General features: G+C 61.2%; 15 protein-coding genes. 3 read left to right on the top strand and 12 right to left on the bottom strand.

All coding sequences use genetic code 11. The features are described 5' to 3' along the window. Nucleotides 1–148 precede the first annotated feature (148 nt). Nucleotides 149–1,822: a putative bifunctional diguanylate cyclase/phosphodiesterase gene (locus tag AB4N76_RS13125; protein WP_046030649.1), complete on the top strand. Its 1,674-nt coding sequence runs from the start codon at nt 149–151 to the stop codon at nt 1,820–1,822. A 105-nt stretch (nt 1,823–1,927) separates the two neighbouring features. Here AB4N76_RS13125 and AB4N76_RS13120 read toward each other — a convergent pair whose 3' ends face one another. Further along, on the bottom strand, nt 1,928–3,325 hold the full coding sequence (locus AB4N76_RS13120; RefSeq protein WP_046031106.1) for a NorM family multidrug efflux MATE transporter: 1,398 nt from the start codon (nt 3,323–3,325) through the stop codon (nt 1,928–1,930). Between the two features lie 158 nt (nt 3,326–3,483). Here AB4N76_RS13120 and AB4N76_RS13115 point away from each other — a divergent pair, with 158 nt between their 5' ends. Together AB4N76_RS13115 and AB4N76_RS13110 are read left to right on the top strand one after the other, a co-directional pair. After that, nucleotides 3,484–4,404, top strand: a complete 921-nt coding sequence (locus AB4N76_RS13115) for a LysR substrate-binding domain-containing protein (protein ID WP_046030648.1) — start codon at nt 3,484–3,486, stop codon at nt 4,402–4,404. Nucleotides 4,405–4,593: 189 nt separating this feature from the next. Then, on the top strand, nt 4,594–6,570 hold the full coding sequence (locus AB4N76_RS13110) for a methyl-accepting chemotaxis protein (protein ID WP_046030647.1): 1,977 nt from the start codon (nt 4,594–4,596) through the stop codon (nt 6,568–6,570). Nucleotides 6,571–6,693: 123 nt separating this feature from the next. Here AB4N76_RS13110 and AB4N76_RS13105 read toward each other — a convergent pair whose 3' ends face one another. From AB4N76_RS13105 to AB4N76_RS13055, 11 genes are read right to left on the bottom strand one after another with little or no spacing between them, the layout of a single operon-like run. After that, entirely contained in the window at nt 6,694–8,133 is a 1,440-nt protein-coding gene (locus AB4N76_RS13105) for a vWA domain-containing protein (RefSeq protein WP_046030646.1), read from the bottom strand. 54 nt (nt 8,134–8,187) lie between these two features. Beyond that, on the bottom strand, nt 8,188–8,694 hold the full coding sequence (locus AB4N76_RS13100) for a hypothetical protein (RefSeq protein ID WP_046030645.1): 507 nt from the start codon (nt 8,692–8,694) through the stop codon (nt 8,188–8,190). 4 nt (nt 8,695–8,698) lie between these two features. Further along, nucleotides 8,699–9,436 (bottom strand): hypothetical protein, encoded by a 738-nt coding sequence (locus tag AB4N76_RS13095; RefSeq protein ID WP_077431042.1) that lies wholly within the window; start codon nt 9,434–9,436, stop codon nt 8,699–8,701. Between the two features lie 34 nt (nt 9,437–9,470). Beyond that, on the bottom strand, nt 9,471–11,015 hold the full coding sequence (locus tag AB4N76_RS13090) for an SUMF1/EgtB/PvdO family nonheme iron enzyme (RefSeq protein ID WP_046030643.1): 1,545 nt from the start codon (nt 11,013–11,015) through the stop codon (nt 9,471–9,473). Next, the gene (locus AB4N76_RS13085) at nt 11,005–12,228 is read right to left on the bottom strand and encodes an ABC transporter permease (RefSeq protein WP_460164530.1); all 1,224 of its coding nucleotides are present in this window, start codon (nt 12,226–12,228) and stop codon (nt 11,005–11,007) included. The genes AB4N76_RS13090 and AB4N76_RS13085 overlap by 11 nt, the downstream gene beginning before the upstream one ends. Continuing rightward, nucleotides 12,212–12,922, bottom strand: a complete 711-nt coding sequence (locus AB4N76_RS13080; RefSeq protein WP_046030639.1) for an ABC transporter ATP-binding protein — start codon at nt 12,920–12,922, stop codon at nt 12,212–12,214. Before AB4N76_RS13080 ends, AB4N76_RS13085 begins: the two co-directional genes overlap by 17 nt. Before the next feature lie 10 nt (nt 12,923–12,932). Next, nucleotides 12,933–14,924, bottom strand: a complete 1,992-nt coding sequence (locus AB4N76_RS13075; RefSeq protein ID WP_080943042.1) for a vWA domain-containing protein — start codon at nt 14,922–14,924, stop codon at nt 12,933–12,935. Further along, nucleotides 14,924–15,946, bottom strand: a complete 1,023-nt coding sequence (locus tag AB4N76_RS13070) for a hypothetical protein (protein WP_046030637.1) — start codon at nt 15,944–15,946, stop codon at nt 14,924–14,926. The genes AB4N76_RS13075 and AB4N76_RS13070 overlap by 1 nt, the downstream gene beginning before the upstream one ends. 3 nt (nt 15,947–15,949) lie before the next feature. Continuing rightward, nucleotides 15,950–18,664 carry a putative virulence factor gene (locus tag AB4N76_RS13065; RefSeq protein ID WP_046030635.1) on the bottom strand — a complete coding sequence of 905 codons (2,715 nt, stop codon included), beginning with the start codon at nt 18,662–18,664 and terminating at the stop codon, nt 15,950–15,952. Next, nucleotides 18,661–21,726 (bottom strand): virulence factor SrfB, encoded by a 3,066-nt coding sequence (locus tag AB4N76_RS13060; RefSeq protein ID WP_046030632.1) that lies wholly within the window; start codon nt 21,724–21,726, stop codon nt 18,661–18,663. The genes AB4N76_RS13065 and AB4N76_RS13060 overlap by 4 nt, the downstream gene beginning before the upstream one ends. A gap of 17 nt (nt 21,727–21,743) precedes the next feature. Further along, nucleotides 21,744–23,147: an SrfA family protein gene (locus AB4N76_RS13055; protein WP_046030630.1), complete on the bottom strand. Its 1,404-nt coding sequence runs from the start codon at nt 23,145–23,147 to the stop codon at nt 21,744–21,746. Nucleotides 23,148–23,301 lie beyond the last annotated feature (154 nt).

Raw genomic sequence — 23,301 nt, 5'->3', positions numbered from 1 at the left:
ACTTTCAAGCAGGATGCGCGGTGAATGTGCGGCTAATGTTCTTATTCCGGGCGCAAAACGCGTTTGATAACCGATGTCATTTGGTCATTGGTTACCCGCGCGGCATAATGCCCGCCGCCTACATCTTTGCAGAGTCTAGGGAGCTAGCTTGTCTACGCCTGTCGAACCCTTGCGTTTGCTGTTACTGGCCGAAGAGCCAGCGTGGGCAGCGTTGTTGCGCGAGTGTCTGGCTCCGATGGGGAGCTCGGCCGTGCTCATCAGCGCGCCGAGCTGGGAGTCGGTCAGCAGTTTGTTCGATGACAACCGTAACGCGGTGTTGTTGACTGTTCCTGCACTTCAGCCGCTACCGGGTCGTTGCAGCTTGCCAACGGTGTTGTTGCTCGAGCACGAGCCAGTGACGACGCCCGACAGCGTGAGTGACTGGCTGGTGCGTGACCTGCTCGATGCCGGCATGCTGCGCCGTTGCCTGCGGCATGTGCGCGAGCGTGGCTTGCTGGAAAACACCTTGCAGCGTCTGGCCGAGCAAGACCCGTTGACCGGCATCGCCAATCGCCAGGGTTTTCAGACCCTGCTGGCAGCGCGCCTCGCAGAAAACGACGGCCGGGGCCTGGCCCTCGGTCACCTGGACCTCGACAACTTCCGTCACGCCAACGATGCCCTCGGCCACCAGGCCGGCGACCGATTGATTCTGCAAGTGGTCGCTCGGCTCAAAAGCCAACTTGAGGCCGGCGACCAACTGGCGCGCCTGGGCAGTGACGAATTCGCCCTGCTGATCGACACCCGCCGTGCGCCTCAGCGCGCCGAATGGATGGCCGAGCGCATCACCGAAGCACTGGCAGAACCTTACTGGGTCGACGGCGAAAGCCTGTTGATCGGGTCCAGCCTGGGCATTGCCCACGCCCGGGTCCAGGCCGGCGCCGACCCGCTGATGTGGCACGCGCACATCGCCATGCAGCAAGCCAAGAGCACGCAAGGCTGCACCTTTCACATCTTCAACGAACGCATCAACCGCAACGCCCGCAGCATGGCCGATCTCGAAAGCGAGTTGCGCCGGGCTTTGCGGCGTGACGAGCTCGAACTGCACTACCAACCCCGCCTGAACCTGGATGACGGCCAGATCGTCGGCCTTGAAGCCCTGGTGCGCTGGCGACACGCCGAGCGCGGTTTGTTGCCACCGAGCGAATTCGTACCGCTGGCCGAGCAAAGCGGTTTGATCGTGCCGCTTGGTTACTGGGTGATTTCCCGGGCCCTGCGCGACATGCAGGCCTTGCGTGAGCAGGGGCTGCCGGCGTTGCACATGGCGATCAACCTGTCGTTCCGGCAGTTTCAGGACAGCCAATTGCTGTCCACGTTGAGCCGGTTGATTGCCGAGCGTGGTGTCGAAGCGCAGTGGCTTGAATTCGAACTGACGGAAACCGCGGTGATGCGTCGCAGCGATCTGGTCAAGCAAACCATGGACGCCCTCGGGCGGCTGGGCGTGCGCTTCTCGCTGGATGACTTCGGCACCGGGTTCTCGTCCTTCGTGCACCTCAACAGCCTGCCGATCGCGTTGCTGAAGGTCGACAAGAGCTTTGTCGGCGGCATGGAAGAACGTGAGGAGAATCGCAAACTGGTCCACGCGATGATCAACCTGGCGCACAACCTCAATCTCGAGGTGGTTGCCGAAGGGGTGGAAACACCGGAACAGCTGGATCTGTTGCGCGGTTTTGGCTGCGATCAGGTGCAGGGCTACCTGATCAGCAAGCCACTGCCGTTGGCGGAGCTCGTTGAGTATTTGACGTCAGCCAGCGATCAGCAGCCAGTGCTGGAAGTCGTGAACTAGCGAGGATCCTGTAGGAGCAAGGCTTGCCCGCGATGCAGGCGACACGGTCTTGCAGGCACACCGCGTTATCGTTCATCGCGGGCAAGCCATGCTCCTACAGGGATCTCAGTCTGGCTGAGGGATTTCGAAACGCTGGTGTGACGACGGCTCCTGCCGAATCATCCGCTTCATCTTCCACTCGAACGCCAGCGTCAGACTCACCGCCGCAAACGCCAGCCCCAGCGCCAGCCCCCACCAGACGCCCGTCGGCCCCCAGTGCACATGGAAGGCCATCCACCACGCGGCCGGTGCGCCAATCAGCCAGTAACAGCCCAACCCGACCAGGAATGTGGTCTTGGCGTCCTTGAGCCCGCGTATGCAGCCCATGGCGATGGTCTGTGTGCCGTCGAACAGCTCAAACCAGGCCGCCACCGCCAGCAGGCTCACAGCCAGGTTGATAACGTCGCGAAAGGCCGGGTCGTTCTGGTCCAGGAACAGGCCGACCAACTGGTTCGGCAGGAACCAGAAGACCATGGCGAAACCGAGCATCGCAGCCGCGCCGAAAGCAATCCCGACCCGGCCCGCCAACCGCGCATCCAGTAACTGCCCGGCGCCGTAGTGTTGGCCGATACGCATGGTGATCGCGTAGGAAATCCCGGCCGGTATCATGAACGCGACCGACACGATCTGCAGGGCGATCTGGTGCGCCGCCAACTGCGTGCTGCCCATGGTGCCCATGCACAGCGCGGCGAACGCAAACAGCCCGACCTCCACCGCATATGTGCCGCCAATCGGCAGGCCGAGGCGCCACAGCTCCTTCAAATACCGACGGTTAGGTCGCGACAGGCCCTGGCGCAAGGGGTAGGCGTCATACGCCGGGTGCCGACGGATGTGCACCGCCAGCGCCACGGCCATCAGGTTGGCAACAATCGCCGTCACCAGTCCGATACCCATCAGCCCGAGTTTCGGCAGGCCGAACATACCGGTGATCAAGGCGTAGTTGAGCAGGAAGTTCGCCACCGTACCGCCGAGGCTGATCACCATGACCGGCGTCGCCCGGCCAATGGCGCTGGTGAAACCGCGCAGGGCCATGAAGCTCAGGTAACCGGGCAGGGCGAACGGCAGGATTAGCAGAAACTGCCCGGCCGCGTGGACGTTGGACTCGGTCTGGCCAAACAGCAACAGCACAGGCTTGAGATTCCACAGCAGCAGCCCGGCCACCAGTGCCATCAACCACGCCAGCCACATACCGGCCTGGGTCAGCCGCGCAGCGCCGATGATGTCGCCTGCGCCCTGACGAATCGCCACCAGGGTGCCGACGGCGGCAATCACGCCGATGCAGAAAATCGACACGAACGAATAGCTCGCTGCCCCCAGACTGCCACCGGCCAATGCCTCGGGACTCAGGCGCGCCATCATCAAGGTGTCGGTGAGGACCATCAGCATGTGCGCCAACTGCGAGGCAATCAGCGGCCCCGCCAGCCGCAGGATGGCCCCGAGTTCAATACGCGCTGGATGCTTCATGGTCATCACGCTCGATTATCAAAGTGAACTGGAAAGGGTCGATTCTCGGCGCTTCAAGGGGTTTGCACAAAGGGATAAAAAGGATGGGTAGCATGAGTCAAACTCATGCGATGGAGATTCTGCTAGGGTAAGCGGATTGCGCTATAGGAGCTTTCCGCATGTCTCGTCGTCTTCCTCCCTTATATGCCTTGCGCGCATTTGAAGCGGCGGCTCGGCATAGCTCGTTTACTCGCGCCGCCGAAGAATTGTCGATCACCCAGAGTGCCGTCAGCCGACACATTCGTACACTCGAAGAGCATTTTGCCTGTCGGCTGTTTCACCGTAGTGGACGCAACCTGCAGTTGACCGAGTCGGCACGGCTGATTTTGCCGGGCATTCGTGACGGTTTCTCCGCCCTGGAACGCGCTTGCAATACCTTGCGCGCCGAAGACGACATCCTGCGCATGAAAGCCCCTTCGACATTGACCATGCGCTGGCTGCTGGCGCGGCTCAGCCGCTTTCGGCACCTGCAGCCGGGCAATGAAGTGCAACTGACCAGTGCCTGGATGGACATCGACTCGGTGGACTTCAATCAGGAACCGTTCGACTGCGCCGTGATCCTCAGCAACGGGCATTTCCCGCCGGACTGGGAAGCGACGCTGCTGTTCCCGGAGGAGCTGATTCCGGTGGGCGCGCCGAATCTTCTGAACGATCAGCCGTGGGACGTTGCACGCCTGGCCAGCACCGAACTGCTGCACCCGACGCCGGATCGTCGCGACTGGCGCAGTTGGCTGGACCGCATGGGCCTGACCGATCAGGTCTCGCTCAAGGGCGGGCAGGTGTTCGACACATTGGAGCTGGGCATGATTGCCGCCGCCCGGGGCTACGGCGTGTCCATGGGGGATTTGTTGATGGTGGCGGAGGATGTCGCGCAGGGGCGTTTGAGTTTGCCGTGGCCGACCGCCGTTGCCAGCGGTGAGAATTATTACCTTGTCTGGCCGAAAACCCGCCCCGGAGGTGATCGTTTGCGCCGGCTCAGCGATTTTCTGTTGGGTGAAGTCCGGGCGATGGAATTACCGGATGTGCAGCGTTTGAGCTGAATCGATAGAGCTGGCGTGATAGAGGCCTTGCGCCATATCCCGGCTATTTACTCAAGTATTCAGAATCGCCGCCGAAAATCTGCAAATGGAACCTTCGTGCAGGTCCAGCGCTGTTCCCATTATTAGAAAAATTTTGCTGAGTGTGCAGCCCGATCAAACAGGGGGCAGGGCGCTCGGCCAGGAGTTGTCATGTCTCAACCCCGTGCCCGGATTGCCTCACAGCTTGGCCTTGCGCTTGCCGTGATACTGGCGATTGTCATCACTGGCAGTACCGTGTTCGCCCTGCGTTCGCTGGACACTGCCAACCTCGCGACCCGCGAAGAGCACCTGGCCAGTGAAGCCCGGTTACTGGCCGATCAGTTGAGTACCTTCCACGGTACTTTGCGCGAAAGCACCCAGCGTCTGAGCGGCCTGTTCGAGAAGCGCTTCAGCTCCGGCCTGAGCCTGCACCCGGATGAGCCGGTGACGGTGGCCGGTGTGCAGACCCCGGGGCTGCACCTGGGCAGCGAAGTGTTGAACAACAACTTCAAGGAAGTCGACGAGTTCAAGCAAATGACCGCCGGTGTGGCCACGTTGTTCGTGCGCAGTGGCGAAGACTTCATTCGGGTCAGCACCTCCCTGACCAAACAGGACGGCAACCGCGCCATCGGCACGCTGCTTGACCACGCCCATCCGGCGTATGCGCGTTTGATGTCGGGGCAGAGCTACGTGGGACGCGCCCTGCTTTTCGAACGTTCCTACATGACGCAATACACCCCCGTACGCGACAGCAGCGGCAAGGTGATTGCCGTGCTGTTCGTAGGGTTCGATTACACCGACGCGCAGAACGCCCAGTTCGCCAACCTCAAGCGCTTCCGTATCGGCCAGACCGGTTCGCTGGCGTTGCTGGATGAACAAAACAAATGGTTGGTGCCGCCGGCGGGCGTGCAGGCACTGGATCAAGCAGTTGCGGCCATCGTCGACCTGGCGAAAACACCGGGCAAGGGTGATTTCTGGGGCGACAAATCGGAAGACTTCTACAGCGTAGCCGTGCCGTTCGACGGCGGACCATGGTCGGTGGTGGCGAACATGCCCAAAGCCGAAATCAGTGCCGTGACCTGGAGTGTCGGCATTCAATTGGCCATCGGCAGTCTGCTGGCGATGCTGATCGCGGTCGGTTCAGCCGTCTGGCTGTTGCGCAGCAAGCTCGCACCGCTGAGCGATCTGGTGCGCCAGGCCGAAGCCTTGGGCGCCGGTGATTTGAGCGTGCGCCTGAACGTGTCGAGCAACGATGAGATCGGTCAACTGGCCCGCGCGTTCAACCAGATGAGCCAGGCCCTGTCGACCATGGTCGAGCACATCCGCAAAGCCTCGCAGGAGGTCAACAGCCGCGCCCAGGCATTGTCCGGCCTGTCCGGTGGCGCCTATGAAGGGATGGAGCAACAGTCCGGCGAAATCACCAGCATGGCCGGCGCCGTGGAAGAGTTCAGCGCCACGTCCCTGAACATTGCCGACAACATGGGCAACACTCAGCGTCTGGCCCAGGAAAACGCACAACAAACCCAGATCGGTCGTACGTCGATGGGTGAAGCGTCCTCGTCGCTGGAGCAAATCGCCAGCGCACTGAACAGCACCGCGACGGTGATCAACACCCTCGGTCAGCGCTCACAAGAAATCGGCGGCATCGTCGGGGTGATCACCTCGATTGCCGAACAGACCAACCTGCTGGCACTGAACGCCGCCATCGAAGCGGCCCGTGCCGGTGAACAGGGCCGTGGTTTTGCGGTGGTTGCCGATGAGGTGCGCAACCTGGCTTCGCGTACTCGTCAGGCCACTGACGAAATTTCCGGGATGATCAGCAGCATCCAGCAGGAAACCGGCAACGCCATCAGCACCATGGAGCAGGGCAATGTGTTGATGCAGGAAGGTTTGTCGCGTAACGCCAACGTGGCTTCGGCCTTGGCGCGAATCGACGAGCAGAGCCGTTCGGCCGGTCAGCAGTTTGCGGCGATTACCACCGCGACCCAGGAGCAAAGCAGCACCGCAACGTTGCTGAGTAGCAACCTGCAAAGCATTGCGCTGGCCAACAGTGAGCAGCGCGAAGTGGTGTCCAACCTGGCGGTGACGGCCAAGGAGCTGGAGAAGCTCGCGGCGGACTTGCGCCAAGAGGTTGACCGGTTTCGTTGAGGCGTCTCTGAAATAGCTTTCGCGAGCAGGCTCACTCCTACAGGGTTATGTGTCGATCACATATCCAGTGTGGGAGCGAGCTTGCTCGCGATGGGGTCACCTCAATTCAGGATCTATTCCCGGCTAGTCGCACTTGGCATTGCTCGATACTTCCTTGCTTGCCTGTTTCAACTGATTGGCCAATTCAGACGCATTGGTGCTGTTGTAAACCCGGCCACCGGTGTTTTCGGCGATGCAGCGCGACGGGCCACCGGCGCCGATTTTCACCACGTTGACCCGTAGTCGCGGTTGTTCCTTGGCGATTCGGCGCGACACGGCGCAGGCGTCTTTCTGGCAGCCGTCTTCACCGTCGACGAACATCACGATCACGGCATCGTTATTGCGCCCGTCAACGGTGCTGGCCGCGTAGGCCAGGCTGTCAGCCAGCGGTGTACCGTCGTTGGGAACCAGGCCTCGAATCCCGTTGATCAGCCGCGGGCGATCGCCAAATCTGAACACGCCCTGGTCCGGTGTTCTTTCACAACCGGCGAAGGTGATCAGGCGCGTGTCGATCTTCGGGTCCAGCCCGTTGATCATGCCGGCCAACGAGTCCTTGGCGACGTCCATGCGGCTCGGCTTGGCGAAGATCTGTTGGGTGCGGTTCACGTCCAGGTACTTGTTCAGCTCATTGCCGAAGAACCAGTCTTCGTCGGCTTTCACGGACTTGATGTTCAAATCCATCGAGCCTGAGGTGTCGAGCACCACCACGAATTGCGGGATCTTGGCGTCAGGCGCTTTTTTGCGGCAGGCGAAGTTATCCAGCGTCGGGGCCGGAGGTGGCGGCGGTGGCGGTGGCGGTGGTGGTGGCGGCGGCGCGGCCACTACCGGTTTTGGTGGTGGGACCGGCTTGGGTGGTGGCACCGGTTCTGGCGCGGGTTCTGGTTCTGGAGCAGGCTCCGGTTCCACAACAGGCTCGGGAACAGGCTCGACCGGTTTTTCCACCGGCGTTACAACTGGCGCAACAGGCGCTACCGGCGGAGCCACGACGACCGGTTCACGGTGCAGGAACCACCAGAGCCACAGCGCCAGAAGCAGCAACAGCAGCGCGAGCAGGGCTGCCGCAATCCACCAGCCACGCCGTGACGGCGGTACGATCGGCGCCACCGGAACAACCGGCGGTACGATCGGTTTTGGCGGGCGCTGGTTCCAGCGCACCACCAACGGCTCACCGTTGAGGCTGTAGAGTTTGTCCAGCTCAGGCGTGCCGAGCAGGCTGCGCAGGTCATCCGCTACCGTGGGCTGACCGCGTTTTTGCAGTTCGTCCGCCAGCTGTCCCAAGGACGTCTGACGCACTTCATAGGTTTCCAGCAAACGTCGTTGCGCGTCCTCGTTGAGGTCGGCGTAGGGCGTGGGTTGCCCACCCAGTTCGGTCCACCATTCCAGCACGTCACCACTGCCCATTCGCGGGATGGCGAAGAGACTGGCGACGGTCGGCGGAAAGTGTTTCTGGATGAGGGCGACTTTGGCTTGCAGCGCACTCATCCCCTCCGGTGTGGCTTGCGCATCCCTGATGACCCGCTGCATGACGACGATTCCTGAAAAAGTGCAGGCATCCAGGAGATGCCTGCGGGGTGAACATTACTCTTCGTAACCGAGGCTGAATTGCAGCTGATTGACCTTCTTCTGCAACGCCTTCAGTTGTTCCTGCTTGGCCGCCAGCGATGCTGGAGTGGCTTTGGTCGTTGGCGCCGCTTGCGAGGCCTTGAGTTGCTGCTCGATGCTGGCAATCTGCTTCTGCACACTGCTTTCGTTGCCACGCCGAGCCTTGAGCGAGCTTAGCAACTGACTCAAAGACTGATTCAGCGCTGCCTGGGATTTCTGCTGGCTCGCCAGATCGGCTTTAGTGCTCAGTTGCTGGGCCTGAATGTCCGCGTACACCTGATGGAACATTGCGTTTTGCTGGCGGGACTCGCTCAGGGCCAGCTCCTTCTGCTTGACCTGATCGCTGTAACCACCGGAGTAGTCGCAGTTCATCTTGGTCAGCATGCTGCTGTCGCGATTGGTCGAATCGCATTCGCCGGGCTTCGTCGCGCAACCGCTCAGGGCCAGGACGGCGGTAAGGACCGCCAGCTGTCGTAGTGTCATGTGCTTAGCCCAGGGTGATCGCGGAGCGTTGGCTGTACAGACCGTCGACTTCCTTCTGCAGGGCCGTGACTTTCTGGTTCATTTTCGCAATGTTCATGTCCACTTGCTTGATCTCGGCACCTTGTGCGCCTTGTGCGCGTTCGGCATCGGCTACTTTGGTGTACTCGGTGACTTTGGTGCGCATGTTGCCGAGGTCTTTACGCAGGCGGGCGATGTTCGAATCGATTTCGGCGATTTGCGTCTGGGCCTTGGTCTTGTCGACTTTCTTGTTGGCGATGTCTTTTTTGATCTGGGCGATGCGCGCCTCGTCATCGTTGATCACTTGCTGAGCGGTCGCAGTACGGGCGATCACGTTCTGGGTGTCTTGTTCGACGTCGCTGTTCATCTTCGCCAAGCGGGTGGTGGTATCGGCGTATTCGCTGCGACGCTGATCCAGATAGTAGTTCGCGCCCATGGCCACGCCACACGCGGTAATGCCGGCAGCGATGGCGCACACGGCTTTGTTGCTGCTGTTGGACAGCGCGCAGGTGAGGATGCCGACACCGGCGCCGACCGCGCAGGCCTGGTAGCCGGATTTGCTGAAAAACTCTGCATCTTGGCCTTGGGTCAGGCGCGGGTCGGTGCCGCCGCCGCTTTCGCCGAGCATGGAGCTGCCGGTGTTGGCGCAACCGGTCAGCAGCAGGCTGCCGGTCAGTACGAAAGCAATCTGTAGCTTGAAGCGAGTCCAAAGGCTGCGCGACATGGTGAAACTCCTAGATGACGGTGTTGACATGTTGTTATTGAGTGACGGTTTTGCAGCTGGTCAGCCAGGCCTCAGTGTCGATCTTCTGCTTTTGCAGGAACGCCTTCTGATTGGCCCAGTGGGTGCGCAAGTACGGTTTGAGGTCTTGCAGCTGTTTGTTGCGGGTGATGATTTCTTCCATCACCGGAACCTGTTTTTCAAGCAGTGGCTGGCCGTACAAGGTCGCCGATTCCACCAGGCTGCTGGCGTAGTAACGGCTGAGTTTGTGCAGGCGATCCTTCTGCTCCTCGAGCTTGCCTTTGCGCATGTCGCAGCTCGCGTCCTTTTCCGCGGCTTCGCAATTGAGCTTGTAGTTCTTTTGCAGGAAGTCCACGTACTGGCCGTCGTCGAGCATCTTGGTGCACAGGAACGCGCCCAGGTTCAGGCTGGCGCGGATCGCCTGGTCGCGGGTTTCTTCCTGTTGCTGGTTGCTGGCGCGCAACTGGTTTTCCAGGGCCTGGAGCTTTTCCTTGAGGGCTTTGTCTTCGACGCCCGAGGCCAGGCTGTTCAAGGATTGAACGGTGCCTTTGTCGGCAGACTCGGTTTCTTTGCTGCCGGTGCCAAGTTTCTTCCAGCTGTTTTCAATGCTGGCGACGCGCTCGCGGGAGGTCAGGGTCGGCGAGACCAATACCAGTCGCAGGCCGGTGGTTTTGTTTTTCACCTGGCCTTCGGCATTGTAATACGGCTCTTCCTTGCGCAACGCAGTACGCAGGTCGGCTTGCGCTGTCAGGTAGTTGCCGCCACGGACCACGTAGCCGCCTGCCTGACCGTGCTGGCGGTCGAGTTTGTTCAGGCGAAACGGTTCGAACATCATTTCGTCGACGTTGCCGAGCATGTCATGCAGGCCCAGCGGATTGGGCTTTTGCAGGCCAGACAATTGCAGCTTGCCGTTGGACGATTGCGCCCCGGCGAACCACTCGTAGGCGTTGATCCCTTCGGGCATCGGGTAGTGCGTGTCGCGGAATTCAGCGGCGCCGACTTCCAGCCCGCCGCGTGCGGCGAACTCCCACTCGACTTCAGTCGGCAGGCGCAAGAAGCCCATCGCCCCGTCTTCCTTGGGCAACTTGTCGGCGGCGTTCTTGCGCAGCCACAGGTTGTATTTGTCGGCGGCTTCGATGGCTTGCACCCAGCTCACCGCCACTTGCGGCAAGCGCATCTTGGTCGCAGCCGTCGGGCAGGTTTCTTCGGTCAGTGCGGCGTATTGCAACTGACTCATCTCGTACTTGGCCATCAGGTAATAGCGGGACTTGTCGTTCTTGGCACCGGTAAAACTGCCGGCGATGAACGTCGGCCGCGTCTGTTCGACGTAGCCATATTCCGCGCCGTCCTGACCGATGTTGATCGGGTAGTCATCGAGCGGCCCTGCCACCGGAATGAACACCTTGCGAAAGACCATCGAGCCTTCGCAGGGCATCGGCAGCACCACGTCGGCGGCGTCCGGCATCGGGTTGTAATACTTCTCTTCCCAGCCCGCAGCCGAGGCGTCGAGCAAATAGCCAAGGCCCAGTGGCAATAGCAAGCCAAAACGTTTATAGCTCACGCAGACTCTCCGCAGGTTGGATGTTGATGGCTCGCATGGCGCCAATCACGGCCACCAGCGCAGCGACCAGAAAGGTCAGGAGCAGGGCGCCAAGGCCATGCCAGACCGTAATGTGGCACACGAACGTGCCGGTGGCCTGGCTGCTGCCGAGCAAATAGTCGAACAGATGACTGCCAACGGCATAGAAGCCCAGCCCGCCCACGTAACCGGCCAGGCTCAGCAGCAACGCTTGCAGGACCACGAAACCACCGACGGCCCTGCGTTTGAAACCCAGCAGGCGCAGCACCGCGAGACTTTTGCGCTTGCGGTCGATGTTGGCCAGGAACGCGCCGACCATCGACGCTACGCAGCCGATCAGCGCCGCCATGGCGATAACCCCGAAAATCAGCCCCAGCACATGGTTGATGGCTTTGACGTTGTCGATGTCGGCCAGTCGGCTCGACGTTTCGATGTGTTGTTCGTTGAGCCAGCGCTCCAGTGGCGCCACTTGATCGATGTCGCGCGCATACACCCGGGCACGGGCATACAGCGGTTGCAGGTTGTCCAGAGGCTTGCCGGTGGCAACGCCGAACGCACTGACCTCATAGCCATCGCGAAAGCGCTCCAGGTTCAACAGCAACGGCGGGGCGACAAACCCGGCGGCGCGACCGAAACGTGCACCGTCGAGCACGGCGAGCACCGTCAGTGTTATCTCGCCGCGTTCATTGACACCTTCCAGGCGGCGCAGCGCCCGCAGTTGCACACTGTCGCCGACCTTGGCCTGCAAGCGTTGCGCGGCGCTGGCGCTGAGGATCACTTGATTGCCGACCGGGTTGAGCGACGCGAGGTTCAGTTGCGGGTCGCCCGGTTCGGTGGCAATGATTTCCGCACCTTCGACAAAGCGTTGCATGCCCATCAGCAAATCAGCCTGGGTATTGAGCGAGCGCGTCTGGCCGAGGGCAAAGCCGGTCTCGGGGAGCTGGCGCAAACGCTCGATCCAGGCGCTGTCGTAGTTGCCGTTGCTGAGCATCTTCACTTCAAGGTTGCGCGGGTCGCGCAGCAGTTCGTCCTGCAACTGGCTGACCACCCCGTGCTTGAGACCAAACAGCAGCAACAGCGGCGCGATCACCGCCACCAGGGAGGCGGCGATGCACAGCGAGACCTTGCGGTCGTGCCAGAGGTCTTGCAGCGCCAATGAGCCCAACAGGCGCACTTGATTAATCCATGGGTTCAAACAGTGTCTCTCCCTGACGGCTGACAGCACCCAGTCGCGGCAAGCCGAAAGACTTCAGCAAGGCCCAATCATGGGACACCACCAGTGCACTCAAGCCCATGTTCGACACCAGGCTCAGCAGCAACTCGAACAAACGCCGGGCGCTGTGGGGGTCGAGCGCGGCGGTCGGTTCGTCGGCCAGCAGCAGCACCGGTTCATGGGCAATGGCCCGAACGCAGGCAACGCGCTGGCGTTCGCCGATCGACAATGCCTGCGGTTGTTTATCCAGCAACCCGCTCAGGCGCAACACGTCAACAGCGTGGTCGATGTGCTCGCTCTTCGCCGACATCCCGAGCAAACGGCGCGGCAGGCTGATGTTGTCACGCACGCTGAGGAACGGCAGCAAGCCGCCGCTCTGCAAAATGAATCCCAAATGCCGTGAACGCACCGCCGCCAGGGCGGGCTGGTCGTCGCTGGCGAGCAGTTGAGCGATGTCTTGAGCCGGTGCCGCTGACGTCGGGCCCAGGCGAAAGCGCTCGAGTTCGACAGGCGCGAGCAAGAGGCCGATGGCTTCGAGCAATGTGCTTTTGCCGCTGCCACTCTCGCCGGTGATGGCGAGGATTTCTCCGGCGCCAACCTGCAAGTGCGGCAGGCGCACGTGGTGGGCCAGCGCGCCGTCACCACGACGCACCAGCAGGTTCTTGATATCGAGCATGGGTGTCTCGTTAAGGCATCATTTCCAGTGGCACCGGGTACACGTTGTCCCGCGCGTCGCTGTCCTTGGCTAGAGCTACCCAGCGGTCAACATCCGCGTTGTAACGCTGGTAATGCCGCAGTTTGGTATTGAGCGTGCGGATGAATTTCTCCTGGGCCAGACCGTCCCAGCTCTTCCAGGTTTCTTCATCCAGGTTCAACACTTCACTCTGATAGGGCAGGTCTTCGAGGTACTCGCCGAGCACACCCATGTCCGCCAGTTTGGCTTTGCTGTTCTGCTTGAGCTGATTGGGATCGGCGCCCATGGTCGCCGCCACCGAGCGCAGGCGCTCGAACATTTCCGTCGGCGAAATCAGGCCTTCGTTGGCCGCATCGAGGATCTGCTTCATCACGTCGCTCAAGTCGCTGAGCTGAGACTTGGTCAGCAGCACCCGCACATCGGTGGTCGGGATGTTCTGCTTGATCAGGTCGCGGTCGGTGATCCACGCCTTGAACACCGGCGGGGCCTTGCTGTTGGTCTTCTCGCCGAGATAGGCCAGTTGCATGGCATGGCCGATCAGCGCCGCGTCTTCGAGCATTTTCTTCTCGGCCGGGTCCTGCTTGGCGTTCGCCGCGCTGCCGATGGCGTCTTCGCCCATGTAGGCGGCTTTCACCTGCGTCGTGATCGCGGCGGCCAGTGCGTCGACCTTGCGACCGAACTCCTGCACATCGCCGGCATTTACCGGGTAGTACAGCGAGGTGTTGGTGCCAGGGTAAGTCGACAGGTCCCGGTACTGCGCTTCGGCCTTGGCGTGGTCCTTGGCCCCGGCCGGGGTTTTCAAGTGCAGCGTATAGATAGCTACACCCGGATTGGCGGCCTCGATACGCACCTGCGCTGCGCTCAACCCGGTCTTCGACAGTTTGTCGTCGCCCTCGATGGCGCCCGCATCGGTGATCAACACCACGTAGCGCGCACCGAACTGGCTCCAGTCGACTTTGTCGATGCTCTCCATGACGCCGGCAAATGAGTCCTCATCGAAGCTGCTGCTCGATACGTTGGCCTGTTTGAGGTCGGCGATCTTGGCGAAAAAGTCGGCGCTGTCTTTCACCTTGGTAGGGTCGGCGTACATTTTGGTGGTGTATTCCAGCCCCGGCACCGCTTGGGTGTTGGAACGGAAAGCCACCATGCCGAACTTGACCTGCTTGCCGAGATTCTGCGCTTCGATCTTCTGATAAACCTTGCGGATCGCCTCGCGGGTGCGGTCGATGTACGGGTCCATCGAGATCGTCGAGTCGATGACAAACACCACCGCCGCACTGAATTCCTTCAACTGGCTGGCCGTTTTGTCTTCGGCTTCCTTGCCGCCGGCAGCGCTGTTTGCCGCACCGCCCTTGGCCGTCTTGTCATCCGGTTTGCTGACCGACGCGACGTTGAGCAGGCGCGTGCGGAAACCGCTTTCGGTCATGACTTCTTCGCCACTGAGCACCGGCAGCAGGTAGAACTGCTTTTGCAGGTCGACGAAGTATTCAGGTTCTTCCGCCAGTACGCCCGGTGCTTGCTGGCCTTTTTTCAGCGTGGCCCGCAGCGGCGCGACTTTGCTGACCGGGTCTGGCGCATCCAGGATGCCTTCGACAGTGGCGCGGTCCTTGAAAAACAGCAGCCGGTCGCGGTTAGCCGGGTTGGTGAACGCCAGCGTCAGCTGCATTTTCCAATCGGTGGTGCAGCCGGCAGGTAGCCAACCAATGGTTTTGCCGTAACTGTCGGGGCCGACTTTCAGCCATTCGGCGTTGTTCGCTTGCGCGCGCTCGTACACATAAAAGCGGCTGAAGACCGGTTGCTCGTCGCCTGCCGCGCCGCCCGCCGTCGGGCTGATCTTGCAGCCCGGCGTGGTCAGTACGCGTTGGAACAGGGTCTTTTTACCGGCCTGGATCAGCGGTTTGTCATCGGCCTGGGACAGCGGGCTGATGCACAGTGCCAACAAGGCGGCACTGCTCAGCAGGAATCGACTCACGGGCGAACGCATCACTTCTGCAACTCCTCGAAGCGCTGCTTGGCTTCGGCGTTGTTCGGGTCCTGCGTGAGGATGGTTTCGTACCAGTAGGCGGCGGTGGCGTTGTCCGCGACCGGGAAGCACTCGCTGGCCTTCAGGTATTTCGGGTCGTATTCGCGGGCATAGGCGTTGGCGATCAACGCGTCACCGGCCTGGGCACGGTTGGCGTACAGACGCTGGGCGATGCCACAGTGCTTGCCGGCCTTGGCTTGGTTGATGATCTCCAGCAACTTGGCACTGTCGGGCGCAGCCTTGATGCAGGTCTGGACGAAGGTCAATTCGGGCAGGCTGTTCATGCTCTCGAGGGTGCAGGCCTGTGCGTCGGCGCCGGCCGGCGCGGCAGCAGGGGCTGCGGCCACCGGAGCGGGTGCGGGAGTGCGTTTGTAGAACCAGAATCCAGCGCCTGCTGCCAACAGCAACACCACGACCATCAACAGGCCGATCAGGCCTTTGTTGCTTTTCTTCGCCGGTGGCGGCGGCGGTGTCTCGACGGGGTCGGCGAATACCGGCTCCGGTTCCGGTTCCACTTCTGCCTCGGCGGGCGGCAGGACCAGTTCCGGCAGGTCAGGGATCTCCGGTGCCGGTGCTACCGGTGTCGTCAGGTCGGCGCCGCCGTACGTCGAGCGCGTCTGGCCGCCAGCCGTGGAAGCCAGCAGGTTGTTGGCCGGAAGTATCACGCCTGCGTCGACATGGCCCAGGCTCTGTTCGCGAAGTTCGATGCGAAATTGCGAGTTGCCGCTGCCTTCCAGCAATGGGTCAACCACGTCCGGGCCAACCTGAGTTAACAGGAATTCGCCGTTGGCGGTGAAGCGCGAGACTTTGAACCAGAACGGATTGTTGCTCCAGGCCTTCTGGCCCTGAAGGTAAAAACCGTCCTGGTTACGCTGAATGGAAAACTCCAGCTGTTCCTCGCCACCCTGCCATTTCTTTACGGTGAGGCGGGCCTGGCCAGGCACATTGGGCTCTAAGGCGAGCAGGTCGACACGAATTGGCATTGCTTATCTCGCTGCGAAGGCTGTGAGCACTTTGCCCAGCCGTTCGTTCTGTTCAGGGGTGATTTCGCGCCCGGCGCCATGGCCGGCATTGTCCTGGGTGATGTAGGCAAGGCCCGAGAGCCAGTCACCCAGATACCGCTGCGCCTGGTTCGCCGGTTGCGGCGGCAGCACCGGCACTTGTCCCGGACTGATGTCGGTATAGAACGAGAACAAGGGCAACTTGGCACCGGCCCGGCTGTTCGGACGTTCGCTTACCGGCTTCTGGATGTAGCCGAACCAGGAGACGAAATCGCGCAATACACGTTGCACTTCCAGTACCTGACGCTCGACCAGTTGATCGCGGCGCGCGCCACTTTGCGCACGCTTGAGGACCGCACGGCTCAGTTGCCCCGGCAAGTCCTGGCGGTAAGCGGCGGTGATCAGTTCGTCGACCACCGCTTCGAGCAACGCCTTTTCCAGCCCGAGGAGGTTGAGCAGACTTTGCCGGGTGGTCAGTTCACGCAGGTGCGCGATCCAGGCCTTGAACGCGGCTTTGGCGAAGCGGTGCTCGTTGCTTTGCAGCTCTGGCACCGGAGTACTGGCTTTGCTGCTGACCGGTGTGCTGTCGTGACTCAGGTCGTCGCCGAAATCGAAATCAAAACCGGCGTCGTTGCCGTACAGGCTCTGGCTCGGTGTCGGCGCGACCGGTTCGTCGGTCACGGTAGGCTCGTCATCGGTTTCGTACACGCCGCTGAGGTACAGGTCGCGCACCTCTTCGCTCGGCATGTCGAGTTGATCGATGAGCTCGCCGAGCACCGCCGGACGACGGCCCAGGCCCGTGAGTATCATCTGCGCTTGCGCTTTTTTCGCCGCTGCGGCGCCGTCACCGTCGGCGTAATACCAGGTGCTCAGGCCATGCGTAGTCAGGCCTTCGAGGCATTCGCTCAATTGCTCGCGGATGCGCTGCAATTTGAATTCGAGGTTGGCAACGCCAGTGAAACTGCCGCTGAAGTGGCTGATGCCACCGTCATCGTTGCGCAGCATTTCGGCCCAGGCGTTGGCCGGGTTCTTGATGTGTTTGCACACCAGGTCGTTGCTGGCGAAGCTTTCGCCCAGCGCTTTGACGCGATCTTCATAGCCGCCATTGAGGCCGGTTTCGGCACCGTTCGCGTCTTGCCCGATGAACGCCGCGTCCATGCGTGGCTTGCGCACCAGGAAGGTGTTCTGGAACGGTGTCCCGGCCCAGTCGTTCATCCAGCTCAGGCTGCCGAAGCGCTCCAGCATGGTCAGCTTGACCATGCCGTTCCAGCTCTCGTCGTACTGATCAGGTGTCAGGCTCAGGGAGTTGCTGATGCGCAGGTCGAGCATAGTCAGCGCCCAGATCAGACCAGTATCGCGTTTCGCGCGAGCGGCCGAGTCGGCGCCCTGGGTCTTTTCGATCCAGCGTGTCAGCACCGGGCCAACGTCGTTGACGTCGCTTTGTTTGGTCGAACCGGTGCAAACCACCAGCGCGTTCATTTCCTGGTTGTCGGTGTAACGCTCGAACAGGTAGGCGACCTTGCCCCGCAGAATCAGTTGCGAGACGGAGTTGTCCTTGGTGGCGGACTCGGGATCGTTGGAATCGGCGATTTCGTGCAGCTTTTTGCGCCCGCGATAACCGGGGAAATCCAGCAGGTCGACCTGATTGACGATTTCGTCGACCGGCGCTTCGATCAGGCGGAAGGTCATTTCAGCGGTCAGTGCCGCCAGTTGCGCGACCGGGATGCCCTGACTGTTTTGCAGACGGCCACCCACCCATGGTCGAACATCGATGGGCAAATCCAGCGGGCTACCGAAGCGTTCGAGGATGTCGACGTTCATGATGCTGTCGCGCTGGCTGTAGGTGTCGTTTTCGAAACTCACCAAGGCCTTCAGGGGCGCGAACACGGTTTCGGGCAAGCCCAGCTTGTGCAGCGCGCCGGCCAGTTGCTGATACACGCGCGTCAGTTCGCTTTGCTCGCCCCAGAGGATCGAAAACAGCTCGGCCCGTTCCTGGAAATTCAGGCGCGGCGCCAGTTGCAACGCCTTGGGCCAGTACAGGTGCTCCAGCTTCTTCACTGAGTTGCGGAAGTTGTCGCGCAGGTAATCCCACAGCGACACCAGATCGTCGGCGTTGACGCCCGTTTGCATCGGCCCGGTTTCGCGACCTTCGAACGGTTTGAGCACGCGCTGGATACGTTCTTCGTCGATCTCGTAGGAAATGCGTTCAAGGTCGAAATCCTTGAACCAGGAGTTGGCGAGAATCTTCGCCAGCTCGATTTCCTTGAACAGCGTGAGTTCGACCGGGAAATCATTGTCCTGGCTCGGCGTGGCGCGGCGGCTGAAGCGCGTCACCAGGCCGGTGGCTTCCTTGCCGCCACCCACCGGGTTGATGTGCTTGATGAAGTCCAGGCGCTGGCCACCGAAGTCGGTCTCCAGTTTGCCGTTCTGACCAGCAGCGAGAGCCGAAATCAGGTAGGACTTGCCGGCCTGCGACAAGCCGAAAAAGCCGATGGTCATTGGCGTGCAGGCCACGCGGCCCAGGCTGTGAGCCAGGTTGCGGGCACGGTGCAGGCGGATGTTCAGGTTGTCGGCTTCGCTGTCCAGGCGTGGCGCATTGCCGCGCGTCTGGCCAATCCAATCCAGCGCCTGACCGGCACCTTCATAAACAGCGGCCCAACTGTTTGAGAGCTGATGTTGTTCGGGGGTCAGGTCGTTCATTTGCGTTTCACACTTCCACTGTCGAGCCAGTACTTGGAATCGTTCAGGCCGGCGTCGAGCATGGTGTTGAGCTCCAGCACGAGGTCGCTGCGCGGGTTGAAGTTGACATTATTGCAGTTGGATTCGATGTCGCGAACCGAGAGGAGATCGCTGACCAGATCCTGCTTGCGCGTGTATTTGTCCGCCGGCTTGACCTCGAATCGCACCTTGAGCAGCGGCGCGCTGCCGTTATCACCGATGGCACGGGAAAACTTCTCCCGACCGACTTTGGTGAAGCGCAAGGTGTACAGCGGCGACGCGGCCCAGCGATCGGCAGCCAACTGGCGGAAACCGAGGCGCAGGTCGCCTCGCATTTCCAGTTGCGGCGTGTCGGCGGTATCGCCCACGCCGATCACCGGCAGCTTGATCTTGTAGTCTTCGGACTGGATGTCGCGGTACAGCACGTCGGCATCCTTGATCACGTTGTTCAGGTCGATGACGCCGATGTGCTTGACCGTCGAATACGGCTTGAGTGCCGAAGCACGGAAGTAGAAATTCGGCACACTGTGGTTGGCGCACAGCAGGCAAAGCATGGCGCCCACCGAGGCGGTGCTTTTCGGGTCGTCGATCCGACCATTTTTATGGAACGGATACCAGCCGCCCGTGCGGTAGTTTTGCAGCGCCAGAATGCGCCCCGGCGGCAGCGGCAACACCTTGCGAATGAACGCCTGGATGCCGGGCAGGCGCGACGGGCGGCCAGTCAGCAGCAGCACGTCGCACGGGTAATGCGCGACCACTTCACACAGCGCCCCAAGAATCTTGGTGATGTTGATCTGGTCGTTGAGAAATGCGGCATGAAGCTTTTGCAGGTCGAAACTGATGGGTGCCTCATACACGTCGAAGCCGCTCTGACTGCCGACATCGCGGCGTACGGCGGCATTGACGTAGTCGAGCACGGTCTTGCTGATCGCGTTGTCACCCAGCAATTGGCGGTAGCTTTGCGGGGTGACTTCCTGCGGGACCTGCGGATCGTAATGCTCGTAAGCCTTGAGCAGCGCCAGGCCCAGCGGTGCGAACACCTGCAGGTTCAACTGCTGGCGCAGGATCATGTCCTGGGCGCTGACCGACTCATCGCCGCACAGCCGTGACATCAACGAATCCGGCGCTTTTACGCCGGCGTTCTGCAAGGCTTTCTCAAAGCTCGGCAGGATGAAGTCCTGAATTACGTCCAGCAGGATGTCGTCGCCGGCCACTTTGAACCCGTCGCGGAAACGCTGCTCGGGCACGATGTGCACGTTACTGCCACTGCCGGTGTTGCCGGCGCGGTCGAGGCGATAGTCGGTGATGACCAGGTCCGTGGTGCCGCCGCCGATGTCGATGGTCGCCAGGGTAATACGCTCGCGGTCGGTCTTGTCGGGCCGGGCGATGGTGTCGAAAAACTCTTCCGGGTGACCGGCGAAGTTCTCGTTGACCTCGGTGTACAGGTACACCAATTGGCCGCAGGAAGCTTCGTCCCATTCCACACGGATGCTCGGGATCGGCGTGCGCGGGCTCAGGGCCTGGTCCTGATGCGGGTCTTCCTCGCCGGCGTGCCAGCCGAGGCTCTTCCAGACCAGGCCTATGGCTTGCAGCATGCGTTCGTTGAGGATGCTGCGCTCAGCTTGCGGCATGCCCGGCGGCACGGTCAGGGTGATGCTGTTGAGCTGGCGCGGTACGCGGGTGTGCCCCTGGCGCGAGCGCTGGGCCGGGCTGTTGATTTGCGACAGCGCCTGGGCCAGCACTTCGGCGAGCATGAAGGTCATCAGCGAGCTGCGCGAATAACGCGGCATGAACACCGGCAGGCGATCGTCTTCTTCGAGGCTGTAAAGCGCTTCGCCGGTTTCATTGATCAGGTGTGAGAACGGCGCGGCGGTAGCGTAGGGCTCGTTATCGGTCTTGATGTACGAGCAGTTGAACCGCCAGCCGTGGCCGTAGGCGTTTTCGTCCCACAGATAACGTTTCGGGCTGGACAGGCCCGTGGAGCCTTCGGTGCCGCGACGACGGCTGGCCAGACGGCTGGCCTCGTTGCCGACACGGGCAATCGTCGCCCACTGGAAGGCATCATGACGGCCGCTCTTGACCGAGCAGTGGTCCTTGCCGAAATACGCCTGGGCAAATTCCACGCGACTTTCGAACGGCAGGTTGTAGGTGTGCTCGGGGGTGATCAGGTCGCGCAGTTCCAGCACGTAGTTCTGCTTGAGCCCGGAGCCGGCCTGACCATGGTTCTCGATCAGGATGCCGCAGGTACGCGAGTTGCCGACGTCCAGCACCAGGTCCACCGGAATCGGTTTGACCAGGCCGTTGCTGTCGTTGGCGACCACTTTCAGCTCGGGGATCTCGACTTTCGGGCGAGCCGTCGACTGCTGTGCGGCAGACGGCTTGCTCAACAGGCTGAGCAAATTCAGGTAATGCGCCAGGTGATAGTTGGCGCGGATATCGATGTCCAGCTCTTCGCGCGAACGGTGGGTATTGCCTTCGTTGAACACTTCCAGCAGCCATTCATTGACCCACGGCTGGGCCAGGAACCAGCGGGTTTCGCTGGCCTTGGTCGCCAGTTTGAAAGACACGCCGGAGCTGATGTCTTCTTCGTTCGGCGCCAGGTAGGCGGTGCCGTCACGCTTGGGCATCACGCGGCTGTCGAAGGCCATCGTCAGGCGGTGGGTGTTGCCGTCAATGTCTGGCGTGGCCAGTTTCACCAGGCGCATGCGCGACCAGTTGGTCGGGCCTTCGTCGAAGCGATGCGGCGGCATGAAGCGGAAAAACGGGGTCGGCAGCCAGACACCGTCGAGCAATTCGAGGCTGCTTTTCATGTCGACGCTGAACACAGGCTTGGCCTTTTCGACCTTTTCCGGTTCAGGTTCGTAGAAAAAGAAGTCTTTCTCTTCGTTGTACGCCAGACGGCAGATCAGCCCGCTGATCATCGGTGCGAACTCGCCCGCCGGTTCCTTGCGGGGATCCAGGCGCAGGGCGAAATCCATGAACTGGATGCCGGTGTCGCTGACCAGCGTGACGGTGTCTTCGAATTGGGTGACTTCAGGCAACATGTCGGGTTATTCCGTTTTTATTCGGCCACGTGCCGCATGGACATGGGGAATTGTTCTTTGCCGTAACCGCCGGTGCAGTCTGCGACTGTAGTCGCCCCTTTGCGGCAGTTGACCTTGGGCATGTCGTAAGTGCTGCCATCGCCACATACGGCTTGGCCCTGACTGTCGATGGCCAGGCTGCCACCCTTCATGGTAGCGCTCACTGGCCCGCTGCACTTGGTGCCGTCGGCCTGGTGCACGGTGACTTCGCCCTTGCCGTCCTTGAGTTGGTACTCCAGGCGCAGCGGTTTGCCGGTGCGACGATCCTGAATGCCAGCACCGGCGCGGAACTGACCGTCGAGGAACTTGGCGGCACCGTCAGCGGCGTCTGGCGGAATGCTCAGGGGAGGGCCAGGTTTTGCGGCGGCGGATTTTTCTGCCTCGGATGGTGAGACAGCAGGCGGAGCGGTTTTGTTTTCAGGTGCCGTGGCCGGCGATTCGGCTGCCGGGTCTTTGGCCGGGTCTTTACCCTGATCTTTGCCTGGATCTATGCCTGGATTTTTGCCCAAGTCGGCGCTCGCGGCATCAGCCTCGTTACCCTCGACGGCTGGCGCTTCGACACCATGAGTCCCCGTCACGGCGGTGCCGGTGGTGGTCCCTGTGACAGTGCCTGTCACGGGGACGCCATTCAATGTCGTGGCATTGCCGGTCAATGGTGGCTCTTCCAGTTGTCTTTCAACGGGCACGACGCCCTCTGGAAGCAGATCAACCGCCACCCGTGGAATCGGCACGCAACCGCGTAAACCCAAGAGTAGCCACAACAACAGCAGCAAGAAAGGCAGCAGCAACAGCCACCACCAGCGTCGCCACCACGGGCGAGCCACCACTGGCACGATCGGCGCGACAACGGGCGCTGCTTCGACCACGGGTGGCAGGGTGAACACGGGTGCAGCCTGAGTCAGGCAGTGCAGGGGATCGCGGTTACGGTCGGTGCCCGCGTGCTCGAAACCCCAAAAGGTCAGTACCGGTTTGCCTTGCACCAGGTAGACGAAGTTTTCGTCAGGGAAATGAATGACGCGCTTTAGCAACTTGCCGAACACGGCTTTGTCGCCTTGCTGCTGTTCGGCCGGATCAGTGCCCAGGTAGCGTTGGCTCAATTCGTCGAGCGCTATCTTCAAGGATTCAAGTTGGAGGCGGGCAGGGGCGCGTTCTTCTTCGGTCGCGCTGCTCCAGGGGATGACATCGCCGTCGAGGCCGCTGTACCAGTCGATCTGGTTGCCGAGCTCATCGCTCTGAGGGATGGCCAGATGATCGACCATTTCGGGATTCTTGCGACGAATGGCTTCGCGCAATTGCAGGGCCGCCCGGTAGACCGGTTGACCTGTTTCGCCCAGGGCAGTGAATGACCCGCTCTTACCGCTGCGTAATAGTGCCCCGCGCATTCAAACTCCATATGTATCGTTGCGCAAATAATGACAGACAAAGGTGTCTGTTCTTGCTCCTGCAATTAGCTGGCGACCTTAATGTCATAATGATGTCGCCGTCAATTAGCGGAGGTCCAAAACCGTATGAGACTAGCGTAAGTGTGCATAGGTT

This window comes from Pseudomonas sp. S2_F03 (assembly GCF_054668335.1).
The sequence above is the reverse complement of the archived record's forward strand: the minus strand, read 5'-3'. Positions and strand labels throughout refer to the sequence as shown.